Annotated in this window: 15 protein-coding genes and 1 pseudogene; 10 read left to right on the forward strand and 6 right to left on the reverse strand. The window is 40.7% G+C overall.

Annotated features, from left to right (window positions below; all coding sequences use genetic code 11):
* The first annotated feature begins 1 nt into the window (after position 1).
* From galK to ACFG4S_RS14545, 6 genes are all read left to right on the forward strand, one after another.
* Positions 2-1,084: a galactokinase gene (gene galK / locus ACFG4S_RS14520; RefSeq protein ID WP_392535458.1), complete on the forward strand. Its 1,083-nt coding sequence runs from the start codon at positions 2-4 to the stop codon at positions 1,082-1,084.
* A 164-nt stretch (positions 1,085-1,248) separates the two neighbouring features.
* Entirely contained in the window at positions 1,249-1,482 is a 234-nt protein-coding gene (locus tag ACFG4S_RS14525) for a hypothetical protein (RefSeq protein ID WP_392535459.1), read from the forward strand.
* A 304-nt stretch (positions 1,483-1,786) separates the two neighbouring features.
* Positions 1,787-2,065 (forward strand): hypothetical protein, encoded by a 279-nt coding sequence (locus ACFG4S_RS14530; RefSeq protein ID WP_392535460.1) that lies wholly within the window; start codon positions 1,787-1,789, stop codon positions 2,063-2,065.
* Between the two features lie 413 nt (positions 2,066-2,478).
* Complete coding sequence (locus ACFG4S_RS14535; protein WP_392535461.1) at positions 2,479-3,288, forward strand: phytanoyl-CoA dioxygenase family protein; 810 nt, start codon at positions 2,479-2,481, stop codon at positions 3,286-3,288.
* Positions 3,289-4,017: 729 nt separating this feature from the next.
* Positions 4,018-4,542, forward strand: coding sequence for an isochorismatase family cysteine hydrolase (locus ACFG4S_RS14540; RefSeq protein WP_392535462.1), 525 nt, complete (start codon positions 4,018-4,020; stop codon positions 4,540-4,542).
* A 78-nt stretch (positions 4,543-4,620) separates the two neighbouring features.
* Positions 4,621-5,640: an aldo/keto reductase gene (locus tag ACFG4S_RS14545; RefSeq protein WP_392535463.1), complete on the forward strand. Its 1,020-nt coding sequence runs from the start codon at positions 4,621-4,623 to the stop codon at positions 5,638-5,640.
* Here the strand turns inward: ACFG4S_RS14545 and ACFG4S_RS14550 are convergent.
* Together ACFG4S_RS14550 and ACFG4S_RS14555 are read right to left on the reverse strand one after the other, a co-directional pair.
* Complete coding sequence (locus tag ACFG4S_RS14550; RefSeq protein WP_392535464.1) at positions 5,570-5,992, reverse strand: hypothetical protein; 423 nt, start codon at positions 5,990-5,992, stop codon at positions 5,570-5,572. The genes ACFG4S_RS14545 and ACFG4S_RS14550 overlap by 71 nt on opposite strands.
* A 100-nt stretch (positions 5,993-6,092) precedes the next feature.
* Positions 6,093-7,004 (reverse strand): IS982 family transposase, encoded by a 912-nt coding sequence (locus ACFG4S_RS14555; RefSeq protein WP_392530720.1) that lies wholly within the window; start codon positions 7,002-7,004, stop codon positions 6,093-6,095.
* Between the two features lie 338 nt (positions 7,005-7,342).
* Between ACFG4S_RS14555 and ACFG4S_RS14560 the strand changes: the two genes are divergently transcribed.
* The 3 genes from ACFG4S_RS14560 to ACFG4S_RS14570 all read left to right on the forward strand — a co-directional run bounded on the left by ACFG4S_RS14560 (position 7,343) and on the right by ACFG4S_RS14570 (position 10,954).
* Positions 7,343-8,074, forward strand: a complete 732-nt coding sequence (locus ACFG4S_RS14560) for a HEAT repeat domain-containing protein (protein WP_392535465.1) — start codon at positions 7,343-7,345, stop codon at positions 8,072-8,074.
* An 871-nt stretch (positions 8,075-8,945) separates the two neighbouring features.
* Positions 8,946-9,455 carry a hypothetical protein gene (locus ACFG4S_RS14565; RefSeq protein ID WP_392535466.1) on the forward strand — a complete coding sequence of 170 codons (510 nt, stop codon included), beginning with the start codon at positions 8,946-8,948 and terminating at the stop codon, positions 9,453-9,455.
* A 323-nt stretch (positions 9,456-9,778) separates the two neighbouring features.
* Positions 9,779-10,954 carry a ScyD/ScyE family protein gene (locus tag ACFG4S_RS14570; RefSeq protein ID WP_392535467.1) on the forward strand — a complete coding sequence of 392 codons (1,176 nt, stop codon included), beginning with the start codon at positions 9,779-9,781 and terminating at the stop codon, positions 10,952-10,954.
* Here ACFG4S_RS14570 and ACFG4S_RS14575 read toward each other — a convergent pair.
* Together ACFG4S_RS14575 and ACFG4S_RS14580 are read right to left on the reverse strand one after the other, a co-directional pair.
* Entirely contained in the window at positions 10,934-11,284 is a 351-nt protein-coding gene (locus ACFG4S_RS14575; protein ID WP_094343524.1) for a four helix bundle protein, read from the reverse strand. The genes ACFG4S_RS14570 and ACFG4S_RS14575 overlap by 21 nt on opposite strands.
* 32 nt (positions 11,285-11,316) lie before the next feature.
* A complete protein-coding gene (locus ACFG4S_RS14580; RefSeq protein WP_392529995.1) occupies positions 11,317-13,206 on the reverse strand; it encodes an ISL3 family transposase in 1,890 nt (629 codons plus the stop codon).
* A 374-nt stretch (positions 13,207-13,580) separates the two neighbouring features.
* On the opposite strand from ACFG4S_RS14580, the gene ACFG4S_RS14585 reads away from it, so the two are divergent.
* Positions 13,581-14,395 (forward strand): IS5 family transposase gene (locus ACFG4S_RS14585; RefSeq protein ID WP_392535468.1). Its coding sequence is split into 2 segments (ribosomal slippage): positions 13,581-13,947 and positions 13,947-14,395, totalling 816 coding nucleotides; the frame shifts between segments, so codons are not numbered across the junction.
* A 19-nt stretch (positions 14,396-14,414) separates the two neighbouring features.
* Here the strand turns inward: ACFG4S_RS14585 and ACFG4S_RS14590 are convergent.
* Both ACFG4S_RS14590 and ACFG4S_RS14595 read right to left on the reverse strand, forming a co-directional pair.
* A pseudogene (locus tag ACFG4S_RS14590) lies at positions 14,415-14,690 on the reverse strand (cation:proton antiporter); the annotation flags it as partial.
* A 100-nt stretch (positions 14,691-14,790) separates the two neighbouring features.
* Positions 14,791-16,161, reverse strand: a complete 1,371-nt coding sequence (locus ACFG4S_RS14595; RefSeq protein WP_392535469.1) for a pentapeptide repeat-containing protein — start codon at positions 16,159-16,161, stop codon at positions 14,791-14,793.
* Positions 16,162-16,231 lie beyond the last annotated feature (70 nt).

Here is a 16,231-nt window from a genome sequence, read left to right on the forward strand (position 1 = left end):
TATGGATTTTCAACAAGTATTCGCTAAACTACCAGAAACTCAAGCCAGTGCGCCAGGAAGAGTAAATTTACTCGGCGAACATACTGACTATAACGATGGTTTCGTTCTGCCAACTGCGATTCCTCAATCGACCACGGTAGAGCTAGGTTTGAGTAGCGATAGCCACCATCACTTTTACTCGGAAAATTTCAACGAGCAAGTGAGCATTTTAGATATCAATCATACCCCGTCTGGATTTGCCAGTTATATTTTTGGCTGTATTGAGGTTTTGCAAAAAGCAGGACATAAAATACCATCGCTTTCTGTGTACGTCAAATCATCGGTTCCGATGGGTTCGGGTTTGTCTAGTAGCGCGGCTTTGGAAGTGGCAACGCTGCGGGCATTACGCCAACTTCTGAACCTTCCCATTGATGATGTTGAAATCGCCCAATTCGCCCAGCAAGCAGAAATTCAGTATGCTGGCGTACAGTGCGGCATCATGGATCAGATGGCTTCTAGCTTGGCTGATACCGAGCATATCTTGTTTTTAGATACTCGGACTTTAGAACGTCGGGTGATGCCTTTGCCAGACAACGCAGAGATTTTAGTGATTGATAGCGGCGTGCCCCGTACCCTCGCAACTAGCGGTTATAACCAGCGTCGGGCTGAGTGTGAAGAGGCGGCGCGATCGCTAGGAGTTAAGGCACTACGAGATATTACTGATGTTGAAGTAACAGAAAAATTACCCGAACCTCTACGCCGTCGTGCCCGTCATGTGGTTACAGAAGATAACCGCGTCTTGGAAGTATTGCAGGGAGTAACATCTAAGCGCTTTGGCGAATTGATGAACGCATCCCACGCCAGTTTGAGAGATGATTACGAAGTGTCTGTACCTGCGCTGGATACATTAGTAGAGATTTTGCAGAAAACAGAAGGAGTGTTTGGTGCAAGGCTGACAGGTGCTGGTTTTGGCGGTGCTTGTGTTGCTTTGGTTAAATCAGCCCAGAGCAAAGATATTGCAACTCATGTTCTTGAGCAATACAAGCAAGCAGGTTACACCGGACAAATTTTGGTTCCTTCCTTGGGGTTAAGTGATGCAGCCTAAAGTTGTTTATGGAAACGTAGGCGTTGAAGGTGTAAATCGTTGGGGATGCAATACTTTTCGGTTAAACCCAATAATGTCTCTTTTGGTCTGGGGAAAGGGAAATTCAAACCCTTTCCCTTTCCCCTTTCCCCCAAAACCCGAAAAGTATTGGTTGGGGATGGTTCATGGGTCACTTTATCACTCCTGAAGACGATCCGCGTTCCACGGAAATGCTAGAAGTAAAATGGGCTGTTCACAAAGCAGGTGAAAGTAGAACTGAATGGGCAGTAAATAACCAAGCTGCGACGCTTTCAATTCTCATTCACGGAGAGTTTCGTCTGCAATTTGAAGATAGAGAAATTTTATTATCTCGTGAAGGTATAAAAGAAGCAATTAAAGTGGAATCATTTTGTCAATAAGGCTCACAAATGAGACAAATATCAACAATATGCCTTATTGAGAACCGATTAAAACAGAGCTTCAGACCGAACAACGAAAAATCAGGGGTTTTGAGGATTTCTTATCCCGAACTCAGGTTAAGTAGATTGGCTTAAATAATTATCGTTGCGATCGGGCAGAAGCAGGAGGGAAGAGGGGTTGAGCCAACCCAGAATCGGTACTATTACAAGAGGTAAAGATTAAGTTGTAACTTTGGGAACTACTGAGACAATATAAAGTATCTCCTAATAATTTAGCAAAGTTATAAATATTGGAGCCAAGCAAATGAACGCTAAATTAATCGTTTTTTCTGCCTTTGTGACAGCATTTGTAGGTGCAGTAATTGGCTTTATTATTGCTAATTTAATTCCTTGCCCGTACACAAGTCAAATGTATAAAGGCTTGGAGCAAAAATATGCGATCGTTGGTGCAGTTGCTGGCTTGCTGATTGGTTCCAGTCAAGAAATGATTCGAGAACTCAAGCAAGAGCGCGATGCAGAAGAAGAATTGCTGCGGGATTTGAACAAAGCTATTCACTCAAGTACAGATCGAGAAAATTTATGACAATTTTTTGACAAAGACTAACAGCTATAGCAAAAATTCCGATCGCCGTTTTGATAAACTGCAAAGCCGCCATACTCACAAGTAGTAACTCTGGAATTAAGCGGGCAGTCGCACTTACTTTCGCCCGTGAAGCGCCGATGTGCTGATGTATGCAAGTGTGTCTATTGGTGGTTTGCTGAGTCCAACTGCATTGTGACTGTTAGATGCCCTTCAAAGCCAGGCGATCGCGTTGCATTGTCTGGATGTCAAAGAATTTAGTTATGTTAACTAATTCGTTATAATTAATTATTACAGAGGATTGGCATAAGCCACCAATTTTAAAAATAGTGCGCTACTATCGACAAGCAATAAAAAATCTCGTAGAGGTCTGATATTAATACGCCTCTAGTTATAAGTTGAAGAGGATAAAAAAGATGGTTCAAAGTATAGGCGGTATAGCGAAATATTCAGCTACCGACCTAGACCGATTTGCTCAAAAACTGAATCAAGACGGAATTTGTGTGATTCCCGGTGTTTTTGAGCAAAAATTGATTGACGAGTGGGCACAAGCTTTTGAAAAATTATTTCACGAGCGTCAAAATCAACCAGGTGGGTTGGCTCCTCGTGAAGTTTCGCGCTACTATTTAACCTTGCCTTGGATTTACCCATTTGCTAATGAATTAGTTTTTGCTAACCCAGTGATTATGGGTATCCTAGAGCGCGTGTTTTTCCAAGAATACGTAATGGTTCAGATGGGAGTTGATGTCCCATTCCAGGGTTCAGATTATCAGGAAATCCATCGGGATTTTCGCCCATTATTTAGCGATCGCATAGTGACCCCACTTTACGCCCTAGCAGTCAACTTTCCCCTCGTGGAAGTAACCGCAGAAAACGGTCCCTTTCAAATGGCACGCGGGACTCATATATTACCGCGTGAAGAAGGATTAAAGAAGGTTGCTAGTGGTGAAATTCCGATGGAATCTTTTTATATGCAGCCAGGTGACGTGATGGTGCGATCGCCTTTAGCGCTGCATCGGGGTTCCCCAAATCGGACAAACCATCCAAGATCTATGGTAGTTCTGGGCTATGCCATGCATTGGTTGTACACACCAAAGGTAGATTTAACTCTCCCACAAGACTATTATGAAAGTCTGCCAGAAAAGCTAAAGCAGATGCTACGCTGTCAGCTAGTAGAAAGCTTACCTCAGAACAAAGTCGAAACTTACGTGAATTTCAAATACTAGTCGTCTATCGCATTAGTTATGAGTGGTAAATGCGTTGCCACTTCTGTTGTCTAATTTGTAGCGTTCGGCTGATGAATTACAATCAAACTCTTCAAAACAGGGTCTTGTTTTCAGTTTTCCCTGAGCAGTAGCTTTTCTAACACAAAAACTTCCAAACCGAATCTTCACGCCAGATTTCCTACCAACACCCCACATCAGCAGGACTTTCGGCAGTAAGAGAGAAAATCGATTAGCTACGCTTTGCTTTAAGAGCGATCGCTACTTCCTTCATCCCCAGATTTGCCTTCTCAGCCCTCCATCACCACCAAGCATACCTGTCAGCTGCAAAGGAAGAAGCTCAAAGTTGCGGATGTCATCTTTTATAATATTGTTTTACCGAAACAAAATTCAGGAGTCAGAATTTAGTTGGGTATTTTGAACTTTATAGTCGATGAATCCAGGGATTAAATACCAATACGGTTCGGATAAACATTTTTTACTTTCCTTGTGGTCTGGGTTAAGGTTAAGGGTTAAAGGGGAAAGGATGTATTCAAAACATGAGTCCCTTTCCCCTTTAACCGAACCCAATAGGGTTTAAAACCACCACTAAATCCTTGATTTAGTGGTGCAACAATTCCGTTGCGGGTCTGAATCTCCCATTGACTCCTGAATTCTGACTCCTGAATTCTGACTTGTGAATTCTTCTTCAATTAATCTCTTAAATCTTAATCTAAATAAATTCTGGCACAAATGAGCGAAATCCTTCTTGTAATAGATATGCAAAACGGGTTTATGTCGGATAAATGCAGACATATTATTCCTACCGTCATTAAAGTAATTGAGCGTTTTTTAGAGGCTGGAAAACTCGTTGAATTCACAAAATTTATCAATACAGCCGACAGTAATTATGTGAAGCTAATTCATTGGTCAAGCTTGATACATGAACCAGAAACAAACATTATTGATGAACTTCAGCCATATATACATAATATTTTTGATAAACCTTATTACTCTGCATTTACAGAGAAGTTTTCGAGTTTTATTTTGATTAATCAAATCAGCAAAATATATCTTTGTGGAGTTGAAACTGATAGCTGCATTTTGAAGACAGCAATTGACTCTTTTGAGCGCGGTATTGAACCAGTAATTATCGAGGATGCTTGCTTTAGTGCTGGTGGTCAGCAAGCGCATGATGCAGGTATTTTTTTACTCAAACGTAATATCGGAAAAAACCAAATTCAGATGAGTAATCAGATTCTTGAGAAGATATCATAAGCTGTTCCACAGAAACTATCCATTGTGAGAAAATGTTCACTTGACTTCAAATAGGCACGGCTTCAAGGAGTAACAGCGATGGAAACGCGATTTTTAGGAAAGTCCGGTCTTAAGATTTCGGTTCTCAGTTTCGGTACAATGACATTCGGTGGTAGCGACTTCTTCCAAGAAATTGGGGCGACTCAGGTAGACGAGGCGCAGCATCTGATTGATATTTGCCTTGATGCAGGTGTCAACATCTTTGACACAGCAGATGTTTACTCGAATGGACTTTCTGAGGAGATTCTTGGTAAAGCTCTCGGAAAGCGTCGTTCTGATGTAATTATTGCAACTAAGGCTTATGGTCGTATGGGAAAAGGAGCAAATGATACTGGATTGTCACGTTATCATCTGATTCGAGCCTGTGAGGACAGCCTACGTCGATTAGACACAGATTACATCGACCTCTATCAAGTTCATGGTTTCGATGCTCTAGCTCCACTAGAAGAAACACTTCGCGCCTTAGATTCACTTGTACGTAGTGGCAAAGTTCGCTACATTGGTTGTTCTAATTATTCAGCTTGGCATTTAATGAAGGCGCTGTCTGTATCAGAGCGTTTGAACTTGGAGCGCTATGTGTCACAACAGGTTTATTACTCACTTGTGGCGCGAGAGTTGGAATTTGAACTAATTCCTCTAGGTTTAGATCAAGGTGTGGGTATCTTGGTGTGGAGTCCGCTTGCTTTTGGTTTCCTCTCAGGTAAGTATCGTCGTGGTCAGCCCCAACCGGAGGGGACGCGACGAGCCAAAATCGGTGATATTGGTACTGTCAGTGACCTGGAAAAGGGATACGATATTGTGGAAGTTCTGCACGAAGTAGCTAATAATCGTGGTGTCAGTGTTGCTCAAGTTGCGCTCAACTGGCTGTTACGTCAGTCTGGTATTACGTCGGTTATTATCGGAGCGCGGAATGAACAACAACTTCGAGACAACCTTGGGGCTGCTCAGTGGGAGCTAACATTAGAGGAAGTAAATCGGCTCAATCAGGTTAGCGCGATCGCGCCAATCTATCCTTACTGGCATCAGCGCAAGTTTGGAGCTGAACGCATTCCACAATAAAAGAGAAAAGGTTAAAGGGCAAAGGGCAAAGGGATGATGATTGTCGCGCCACAAGAGGCGAGGTTTTTACCTGACTCATAAAATTTGGATTATTTCGCGCCACAAGAGGCGAGGTTTTTACCTTTCCCCAAACCCCAGTCCCCCTTCCCCTTCTTGATAAAAATATCCCAGTTGCGATCGCATGAAGGCAGTGAGCTTGGTGCGATCGCTCTCTATCTGCAAGTCCTAGCCCGGTTGAGGAAAATGAGAGGTAGACAGTAGAGAAGCGAATGCTGTCTATGATCAGCTGCCTGATGCGGACTTCTACACTTTGTAATGCCAGCTCAAGATTATTCTTTTTTGCGTAAAGCACGAAACTTGAGGTGAATAGTATTATATGACGGTATCTATTATGGATAAACCGGGGACAACAATAAAAGTCCCCTATATAATTTAACGTGAGTTCGACAGAGCTAAAAAAGGGCAGGAGGTAGAGCAAGTAAGCCTTTTGGGTAAATGTCAATAGAAGGTTTTTTAGGCAAATAAGTATAAGCAGCTAAACCAGCCATTAAATTAACCAAAAAGTTAAATGGACTACGATGGCGAGAATGTTCGATTTGACATATATTTTTTAGATGGTCATTGACGGACTCAATCACAGCGCGTTTGCGTAACAGAATCTTATCAATCAGTTTTACCAAACGGTTTTTCATTTTCTTCTTAGATTTTGTGACTAACTGCAATCCGCGCTCATATAACTCCTCAAATAATTTTTGAGAGATGTATCCTCTGTCACCAAAAAGTTTACCAATTAAGTCACGAGTCATTTCTGGAACTGGTTTTCGGTCATCTACATTCGCCGGAGTTAATGAAAATGCAAGTAATTCTCCGCAATCATTAATAATCAAATGAAGTTTAAATCCAAAGTGCCAACCTACAGAATTTTTACCCCATTCTACTAAGCCTTTAAATACCTTATGAGAATGGGCTCGACAGTTATGACAAACATTAATCGGAGTGGAATCAATAAAGCTAATCCCTGTAATTTCTCCTGTACGTGTATGTAAAAAGCAACATAATAACATTAAGCACCAAGGCATCAATTCCACAAACCGAGTGTAGCTGACCAAATTCGGAAATGCTTGATGCCAACTTTGAAGCACATGCAGAGTGTAGAATTCCTTGAAAGTCTTATATCCACTGCCATGAAACGCAATGACTATTGTCATTACCTCTGATAAACACATCCTCGATTTACTGCGACGCTCTCCAGAAGTAGACGGTAATTGTGGTATTTGCTGCCATAGATTTTCCCATTGGTTACAGAAATCATCTACATCCCAGAATATTTGAGTGATATCGAGCCGAGATACAATGGTAGACATAGCCGAGACCTTGATTTTTCTTAGATATTTTTAGTCTCGGCATTTTTTTGTCACTTTTTCACAGATTCTCAATCAATCGTAGCGATCGCCTGAACAATACCCAATTGTGCAAATCTATATATGGCAAGCTTTTTTGGCTTTTTCTAACCGTCGAACTCACGTTAATTTACTTCTATGAAAAACTGCTCCAGCTTTCGTCTAGGGCAGTTTTATATTGCACGGTAGAAGCCAGATTTACAACTGCACCCAATATCTAAAAGCGACAGTCTAAAGCTTATATAGTAATACTTCAGCCTATTTAGCTCCTAGTGTCAGCGACGCTATATTTACCCCAATCTATGAATCTTCAAGAAGTCAAAAATCAATTTCCAGAAGCAGTAGGTGAGATCGAGACACTTGAAAGACTAGGGTTCGCTTCCCGTAGTGGTAATTGGATTGATACCCTTGACTTTGAAGAAGCACAGACAGCTTGTTGGTTATTCGGAAGAGTCGGTGATGATCAAGACGCTGATGCCCTTATTCGTACTTTGTCTGGTCAACGTCGTGAATTATGGATGCAAGCAGCAACTTCCCTCAGTCTCATCGCTACTGAGAGACACCTAAAATCTTTGTTGTCTATTCTGTCCACTAGTTCTGATCCCATACAGCGAAATAGTGTGGTGTATGCAATTTCTTTTCTGTCGAATTACCAAGGAAATCAGGAAGTGATTAGTACACTGACCGAAGTAGCAGCAAACATTGCTGAGGCTCCTTTTATTAGAGCGCAAGCATTAGAAGGAATTGGTAATAAGCTCTCTCATGAATTACCAGAAAATTTATATCAGCCAGCAGTGAGTGTAATTATCCAAGGGTTGGATGATACTGAAGCTGAAGTTAGGTTTTGGTCATGTTTTGCTGCCGGTGCCTTACAAATCAAGGAGACTTTGCCCAAGCTGCAACTATTGGCGCAGACTGATAAAACAATCGTAGCCGGGTGGTGGTCTGTAGGTGAGGAAGCTGAAGATTCAGTTACTCTTATGAGTGGAGGAGAACCACCACTGCGTAAACCATACAATTTACCTACCAATTAACTATATTTTCTAGAACTCTAGTAGTTCGCTAAGGAAACTTGGCGGGGTAAAGGGTAAGGGGAAAAGGGAAAAGGTTTTAATTCCTTCCCCCAACCCCAGTCCCCTTTTCCCAGTCCAAACCTAGCAATTTTGGGTTGGCAGACTATTAGCTGCTGCTACGCTGATTGCCATTTCCATTGCCGTCGTTGTCACCGATGAAGGTCGCACTAAGATGCTTGATTGGCGTTTCCACAGAGGTTTGAGCTTTTTACAATTGGGTTTACGTGAGATTAAACGACTGTGTTATCAATGTCTGCCAATTCCCACCTTTGTCTCTTGACCTCGAAGAAGTCCTATACCGGGCTGTGCCTCACTTAAAAAACCGGAGCAATTACAGACCAGGATTGAGTTCTCTAAAGTCACTGTTTTCTCTACTTAAAACTCAAAAAAGTTTTCTGCACCACTAAGGGAAACTAGACGATGATGCCAGATACAGTTATGTTATTTACCTTCTTATTCACCATAGTTAAATTTAATTGATCGGTTTTGAAAGTTTATTATAAATTAATATTTATCTTCTAAATAATATGCTCTTTGACTGATTTTAAAGCAGCAATCTCTAACTATATTGTCACTCCAAAAACTCAAAAGCAAGAAAAGCTAGATAGCTGATTTACTCTCTATTTCAGACATTTAAAAAAGTTCATTTTTTAGCTATTTAGTCAATGTTTTAGCTATTTAGAGTATATACAAGATTTGTATATAATATTTTTGCCCAAATGGGATGTTGCCGCTATATTTAACCTATATTTAGTCTATTATTAATTGATTTGAGTAAGGAACTCCTGTAAATTATGTAAATGTAATCAGCAAATTCTTTTTGCCCAAAAATATGAAAAATAGAGAAGAGGAGACAAAAAATATGTTTTTTAAAAGTAGAGTAACCGCAGCTATTTTTTCAACCGTTTTTGCCTTAAGTTTTGTAAATTTAGGGACTTCTCTCAAGGCAGAAGGTTCACCGCGAAGACAATTGTCTTGCACAAATAGAATGATACGAGGCAATTATGCATCTCAATATTCTGGTGTTGGAACTCCTGGAGGACCTCCTACTAATTTACTTTCCCTAAACACATTCGATGGAAATGGGAATTTAGCATCAGTTAGAGCTTTTTTAAGTGTTGGAGGAGAGATTACACCAATTACTAATGAATTTACTGGCACTTACCAGGTAAATAGTGATTGCACTGTTAATCTAATCTTTAGAGGTTCTGGTTTAGAATCAAGATGGTTCGGTATAATTGTTAACGATGGTAACACCATTTTGTATCAACAGATAGACTCTGGTACGAATAATTCTGGCTCTTTGGAAAGAGTTGCTGATGGTTATAGATATAGATTTTGATTCATGATTTTTTAACTTCCGTTTGAAGGAAAGTTGTTAGCTGTGATTTAAAGAGAAGCTCCATTTTTAGATATTACTTTTGTGCCTCTCCTAGACTTCGGTTGATAAATTAATACTAAAAAATACCTAAAACACTTGAGATAACTAGGTTTCGCCAAAATAGAATCAAAGATTTAATAAAATATGATTTCTGATTCTTGAATCCCTTAATATATAAGGACTTAACCTGATATCAAGTATTAATTTTCTCTCACTAGTCTAGGAGAGCCACTTTTGTTTCTTATTCTTGATTAATACTGACCTCTACATATTTGGATTGCCCAATGTCTTTATCTTTACTTTCCAAATCTGCTATACACTTTGTATTCATCTCTGTTGGTATTGCTGTTGTTTCTGGAATCAAACCAGTCCTAGCTGCGTCATTTACTGTCGTTGCTGATGGTCTTGATAATGTACGTGGTCTTAGCTTTAGTTCTGACGGCAGTCTCTATGTTACAGAAGCAGGAGTAGGAGGTGATCAACTATGTACTACATCAGTAACTACGCCAACTGAGCAAGCTTGTGTTGGCAAGACTGGTGCTGTAACAAGAATTAAAGATGGTAAGCAAGAGCGGATTCTCACAAATTTACCATCTTACGCATTATCATCCAATCAAGGTCAAGGAATTGGCACTAACGATATCCAATTTGATAACTTTGGGAATGCTTATATTCTGTTTGGTTCTATTTCTAATGTCAATTATGATAATACCCCGTTAATTTCTCCAAAATGGGGAGCGTTATATAAAGTCGATTTTAACAGTGGTACATTTACAACTATTGCTGATATTTCTAGTTATGAAGTTAAAAATCCTAATGAAGATAACATCTTTAATGGAAATGTAGTTAGCGATCCTTACTCTTTTATTATTGAAGGCAATACTGCTTATATTGCCAATGCAGCCTCAAACGATGTGTTAAGTGTAAAACTTGATGGTAGTAATTTAAAGAGACTTGTTACATTTCCAAAGCAAACTCTAACTACTCCTACGCAAGATATTAAATATGAAGCAGTTCCCACAGCCATTGCCATTGGTCCTGATAAGGGTTTATATATCAGTCAATTGACAGGTATACCTATTCCTGAAGGTAAAGCTAGCATATTTCGTGTTGGAGCAGATGGAAAAACAACAGTATATGCTGATGGTTTTACACAACTAACTGACTTAAGTTTCGACACTAAAGGCAATTTGTATGCTTTACAATTTGCTAACCAACCATTTTATAGAGGCAATCTCGATGCCTCGCTTATTCAAATAGCTCCTGATGGAACTCGGACAACGTTACTTAGTGGTAACGGGTTAGAGTCAGCTACTGCTTTAACTATTGGGCCTGACGGTGCTATTTATGGGTTCTTGGCAACTTTTGGTGATCTTGGTTGGGGCAAGGCAGAAGGCAGAGGGCAGAGGGCAGAAGTCGGAAGGGTAGAAGTAATAAATTCAAGCTTTGAGTTTGTTTAAGCTAGCAACTAATATACTTTGCATTTCCTCGACCTCATTCAATAGGGGAGTGAAAAGGTTTTTGTCAGCTAAATCTACTTCTTTAGCTATGATTAATTGGGTATCAAGTTCTCTCAAAGAGCCTAATGCAATATGTAAAAACTGTATGTATTCTGGCTTTGAGCGCCTTCCATAGCCTTCAGCTATATTGGATGCTACAGATACAGAAGAACGTCGGATTTGGCTGGTTAAACCATACAATTCTGATTGAGGAAATAGGCGGGTAAATTTATAACAATTGATAGCAAGTTGAACCGCCCTTTGCCAGATAAACTGATTTCTATAACTCATATAATCAAGTGTAAATTGTCAAAATTTTCTCCTCAAATAGCCAACAAAAATCGTCGTTCAAGTAAATCTATTTTGGCGCGACCATACATCTGTCGCTTTAACATTTTCAAGCGATTAATATGGCCTTCAACTGGGCCATTACTAACTGACATAGTTACACCTGCTTTCACAGCATTGTAGTCAGACTCTAAACTAACAGCGAAGGAGCGCAACAAAGAAACAGAGCTGTTTTTAGCTTTGTTGAACCAAGCATCGAGCTGCTCAGGTAGGCGTTGACGCACAAGGAATGCAAACTGTTGAGCTAGTTCAATAGCTGACTTCAAATCAGAATGGGCTGTTTGTAGTTGAGCGATGATTTCACGCTCATTAGGCTGTATTAATTCTGGTCGTCGCAAGACTAAAGCTGTGACGCGACTGGGGGTGAGAGGACGATGGGAGGAAGAACTAACCCTAGGGGACGCATTTTTCTTTGAACACTTTGCTGGCCCAAATCCGGGCAAGGTCTTGAGATAACGAGTGAAGCGAGCGACCGTGGCATAACCACCGATATAGCCGCAGGTGCGAATTTCTTCAAACAGTTCTTGGGTGTTGTGGTTCCCGCTATTCCAGCGACTGAGGAGGTAATCATGATAAGGGTTGAGAAGACTCAGACCGTGGTCGCTACGTTCACGACGTTCGGTAAAAGTTGAGCTACGCAAGTAATTGAATACGGTAGTTTTAGAAACTCCCAGCTCTTGAGCGATTGCTAGCCCTGAGAAGCCAACAGACCGCAGTCTCCAAACTTGCTCATGGATTTCCCTCCGTCTATCCCGTGCTTTGGCGGATTGAACTTTTCTTTTTAAAGATGTGTTTTGGGGAAACCTTGGCACAACTGAACTTTTATTAGTCTCAGCAATCATGGAAAGGTTATCGGGGAAAGGCAGAGAGCAGACGGCAGACGGCAGAAGGTTGGTTTGAGGGTTTTCCTGTGCAGCCAATCCGTCTGTATTCTCTGCCAAAAAGGGTTTAAGACCCCCAGCCAAGTTTTGAATTTCAGTGGTCTGCAATTGGGTGGGGTATGTATCCCCATCCAATTCCCCAATGCCTTCTTCAAGTGCTGTTTCCACCTCTAAATGCACTTTAGTATTAGTACTAAATACTTGTTTCTCCACTTCTTTAAGTACTTTGGCGTGAATACCAAAGACTTGATAGAGCGTTTGAGATAAGTTCTGCAATAAGTGAAAACGGTCTGCAACTTGAATGGCTTCTGGCGCGCCTTGACGAATACCACTTTCATAAGTTTTTGACCGATCTCGTGAGACGACTTTGACACCAGGGTGAGCTTTTAACCATTCTGCTAAGGTTTCAGCTTTTGCGTCTTTGAGTAGAGCGATTGGTCGGCTACGTTCCAGGTCAATCAATGCTGTGCCGTAAGTTTTGCATTTGCGAAAACAAAAGTCGTCTACCCCAAGAGTATGTGGCGTTACGATTGATGGCAGTGGGATTGAGCGGACTAAATTTAACAGTGTGTTGCGAGAAACTTTTATCCCCCATTGCTGTGAGAGTCTTACCCCTGCTGCACCACCCACAGATAAACCAATTGCGCTCAGTCGTTGCGCTAAACGCTGAGTCCTTCGCGCCCAAGGTGCGGTTACACTTGTCAGCCTTTCGGTAAAAATACGCCGTTTACATAAAGTGTTAATGCAAAAAAACTTTCGCACCCGTAACTGTAGGGTAATACTGTAATCAGCCCAGGGCAGGTCTGTTAACTTACGTTCGTAGCGGCTATGAATTCGGTGAGTTGGGTGGTTACAAACTGGGCAATTAATGACAGTTTGCATCGCAGAGACAATCAACGTAATCGTCCCTTGTACTTTGTCAAATTGCCATCTCTTCAGTTGAAGGTTTGTTGTATCAGGTAACAGGTGGTATAGCAATTCCATACCAAAAGTTTGACGGAGTAAAGTTTGAAGTTAGTAATTCAATTCTATCCCTTCCTCCTTCTTTTTTTCCCCCCTTCTGCCTTCTGCCCTCTGCCCTCTGCCTTCCCCCAAGCGAGATCACCAAAAGTTGCCAAGAACCTATTTATGTTTCAAACAAAGGCGATCGTGCAAAACAAGGGCAAGTTTTAAGAATTGAAGTTGTGACAAAGGTGAGCGAACCAAGTACGCTACTAGGTACGCTTCTAGCGTTTGGTACATTGGCTGTTCATTCGCTCACCAAGCGTAAGAGCTGATTCGTAAAGAAAATCTAAAGAGAACAGAGCCTCAGTATATTCAGGTTATAGGCTAAATTAATAACATTAATGTTGTTGTCGATGAGCCGTCTACCAGTAATTGAAAATCCGCAGCGCAAACCCTATCCAAGTGATTTAAGTGATAGCGAATGGTTAATTATCAAGCCTCTTCTGCCAAACCCTAAAGGATTTGGGCATCCTATAGAAGTAGATTTGCGAGAAATTCTCAATGCAATTTTCTACGTGCAACGCACTGGCTGTCAGTGGGAGATGTTACCTCATGACCTTCCTCCTTACACAACAGTGTACGGCTACTTTCAAAAATGGCAACGCAAAGGCATCTGGCAGAAAATCCACGATCAAGTACGTCATCAACTGCGACAAGATTTAGGAAAAGATGAAGATTCTACCGTGGCGATCGCAGATTCTCAGTCAGTGAAGACAACGGAAAAAAAGGGGAGGTCTACGGCTTTGACGGTGGTAAGAAGGTTAAAGGGCGTAAGCGGCATATCGTTGTAGATTCCCAAGGATTGTTAATTGGCGTTTTAGTGACTCAAGCCAATGCCTCGGAACGTTTAGGTGCTGTAGTGGTGCTGCATGAAGCAGCTCAGGAATTGTCTAAATTGGAAGTTGTTTGGGTCGATCAGGGCTATTCGGGCGAGAACTTTGCTCAACCTGTCAAGCAAGTTTGTGGAGAGCAGGTTCGAGTTGAGGTGATTCAAAGAAACTCGAAAACATTTGAGCGATTGCCGAAACGATGGATTGTGGAACGGACATTTGGGTGGCTCAATCGATTTCGGCGTTTGAGTAAAGATTATGAGTTGTACAGTGAGTTAAGTGAAGCAATGATTTATGGCTCATTGATTCGTCTGATGATAAGGCGAATGGCTTCTTAAGCTTTTGTTTACGAATCAGCTCTAAGTCTGACCATTTCAAATTCCAAGCAGCTTCAAACAGCAGTGGCGGTAAGAAAATCATCAGAATCAATTCAGGAGAGAGATTAACCAATCGGACATTGACGAATGCTAATCCTAATCCCACTATGACTAGTAAGAGTGTATAAGGAATGCGGCGCAACCAACTAAAAATTTGTGGTAGTGTTGCTACACCCAATGAGACAGATAATACTAGTAGAAATTGCTTGAGTTGTTCTGCAATTACGACTTCACCCGTGGTAGAATCTAAGACCATAAGGGGATTCCAGTTAAATAGAATATTTAGGATCAATTTATATAAAATTGCCCCAAAAGACACAAAATTTACATCCTATAGCTCTTCTCTAATATGTCGTTTATGTTGTTTTTCTGAGTTTGTATTCTATTCTTCCAACACCGTCAACATAAGTGTTTCTATCAAGATAGCCAAAATAATCTTCTTTGTTTCTGACAAAAGCTTCTTCATCCCGACCGAATTGTTCTCGGTTAAAGCCATCATTAAATCCAAATCTCTGAGTAGGTATACCCCCAACCCACTCTAATCTCTTAAATTTTTTATTATCCAATACAATATTAGGTTTATCTTGATCATATATACTCATATAATCGAATTTTATCTCGGAAACTGTGATTAATTCTTCTCCTTCTTTTTCTGTAATATGTGATGAGGGATCATAGCTGAAGAAACCAACAAAAATTTGTCCAAGTTTAGAACCAGATTTTATCCTAACGGTAAAATCATAAGTAATTTTTTGGGCATCACTACGCAGACAAACTTCCTCTCTGATCTTAATCTTCCCAAATTTAACATTAGATTTTGTTAACTCTTCTTCCTTGAAGCCAAAAGAAATGAGGTTAGCTATCGTAAAGTCCCCATGCTCATATAGAGCTCCACGGAAGTCCGTTTCGCTCAGGATAGCTTTACCGAATTTCGCTTCCGTGAGGTTAGCTTCCTTGAAGTCCGCTTTCGTAAGGTCTGCACTAGTGAAATCAGCTTTATTGAGGTTGGCTTTCGTAAGGTCTGCACTAGTGAGGTTTGCACTAGTGAAGATAACTCCCGGCAGGATAATTCCCCTGAGATTGGCTTTCTTTAGATTGGCTCCTGTAAAGTTTAACTCTGATAAGTCTAAATGTGTCAAGTTTTTTAAAAGGCCGCTATCACCAAGGAAGGATAAAACACTTGCTTTACGCTCAATGTCAGATTTAAACAAACGTAATAGGGATAATGTTTTTGCTGTAATGATAGATATTGCTGCTTCAGGATCAATAATATTAGGAAAATCTGCTGCTTTGGGTTCAAGTATTTTCATTAATTTTTTATCGACAGTAAATTCTGACAAAATTTTCAAGTAATCCTGTAAAGTTACTTCATGTTGTTGATCAGTAGCTTTATCATCAGCGTCTTTTTTAGCAGCACCTTGAGCCTTGTCCTGTAAGTCCTTAAAAAACCAACCCAAATAAGCTACCATGACTGGGGGGATTAATAACCCTATCCAGTCCCAAAGCGTTTTTGCAGATTCAAGCTTATCGGTAGTTGTCTTCTTAGTTATCTTCTCAACTCCCTTGTTCTCGGGTTGCTTTTCCGTAATAGTCGATGAATTTATAGTAGTACTTTCCCCAAATCCTGACCAGGAGAAGCGGTAAGATCCTATAATTACTAGAATGATTACAACACCCACAATTACAAGTTTATTGGTATTGGTATTGGTGTTAGTATTATTACTCATTGATGAACCTCTCAAAGTTGTGTAAAGAAACTTGTACCCAACTAATCCGACTTAATGCAGTCGGTGCAAG

It is taken from the genome of Nostoc sp. C117 (assembly GCF_043099735.1).
GTDB lineage: Bacteria > Cyanobacteriota > Cyanobacteriia > Cyanobacteriales > Nostocaceae > Nostoc.

What these genes read in the sequence shown, in the direction of transcription:
- ACFG4S_RS14580 (WP_392529995.1), bottom strand. Translation starts at nt 13,206, where the DNA reads ATGGAATTGCTATACCACCTGTTACCTGATACAACAAACCTTCAACTG.
- ACFG4S_RS14575 (WP_094343524.1), bottom strand. Translation starts at nt 11,284, where the DNA reads ATGAGTTATAGAAATCAGTTTATCTGGCAAAGGGCGGTTCAACTTGCT.
- galK (WP_392535458.1), top strand. Translation starts at nt 2, where the DNA reads ATGGATTTTCAACAAGTATTCGCTAAACTACCAGAAACTCAAGCCAGT.
- ACFG4S_RS14525 (WP_392535459.1), top strand. Translation starts at nt 1,249, where the DNA reads ATGGGTCACTTTATCACTCCTGAAGACGATCCGCGTTCCACGGAAATG.
- ACFG4S_RS14565 (WP_392535466.1), top strand. Translation starts at nt 8,946, where the DNA reads ATGAAAAATAGAGAAGAGGAGACAAAAAATATGTTTTTTAAAAGTAGA.
- ACFG4S_RS14570 (WP_392535467.1), top strand. Translation starts at nt 9,779, where the DNA reads ATGTCTTTATCTTTACTTTCCAAATCTGCTATACACTTTGTATTCATC.
- ACFG4S_RS14540 (WP_392535462.1), top strand. Translation starts at nt 4,018, where the DNA reads ATGAGCGAAATCCTTCTTGTAATAGATATGCAAAACGGGTTTATGTCG.
- ACFG4S_RS14560 (WP_392535465.1), top strand. Translation starts at nt 7,343, where the DNA reads ATGAATCTTCAAGAAGTCAAAAATCAATTTCCAGAAGCAGTAGGTGAG.
- ACFG4S_RS14535 (WP_392535461.1), top strand. Translation starts at nt 2,479, where the DNA reads ATGGTTCAAAGTATAGGCGGTATAGCGAAATATTCAGCTACCGACCTA.
- ACFG4S_RS14530 (WP_392535460.1), top strand. Translation starts at nt 1,787, where the DNA reads ATGAACGCTAAATTAATCGTTTTTTCTGCCTTTGTGACAGCATTTGTA.
- ACFG4S_RS14555 (WP_392530720.1), bottom strand. Translation starts at nt 7,004, where the DNA reads ATGTCTACCATTGTATCTCGGCTCGATATCACTCAAATATTCTGGGAT.
- ACFG4S_RS14545 (WP_392535463.1), top strand. Translation starts at nt 4,621, where the DNA reads ATGGAAACGCGATTTTTAGGAAAGTCCGGTCTTAAGATTTCGGTTCTC.
- ACFG4S_RS14595 (WP_392535469.1), bottom strand. Translation starts at nt 16,161, where the DNA reads ATGAGTAATAATACTAACACCAATACCAATACCAATAAACTTGTAATT.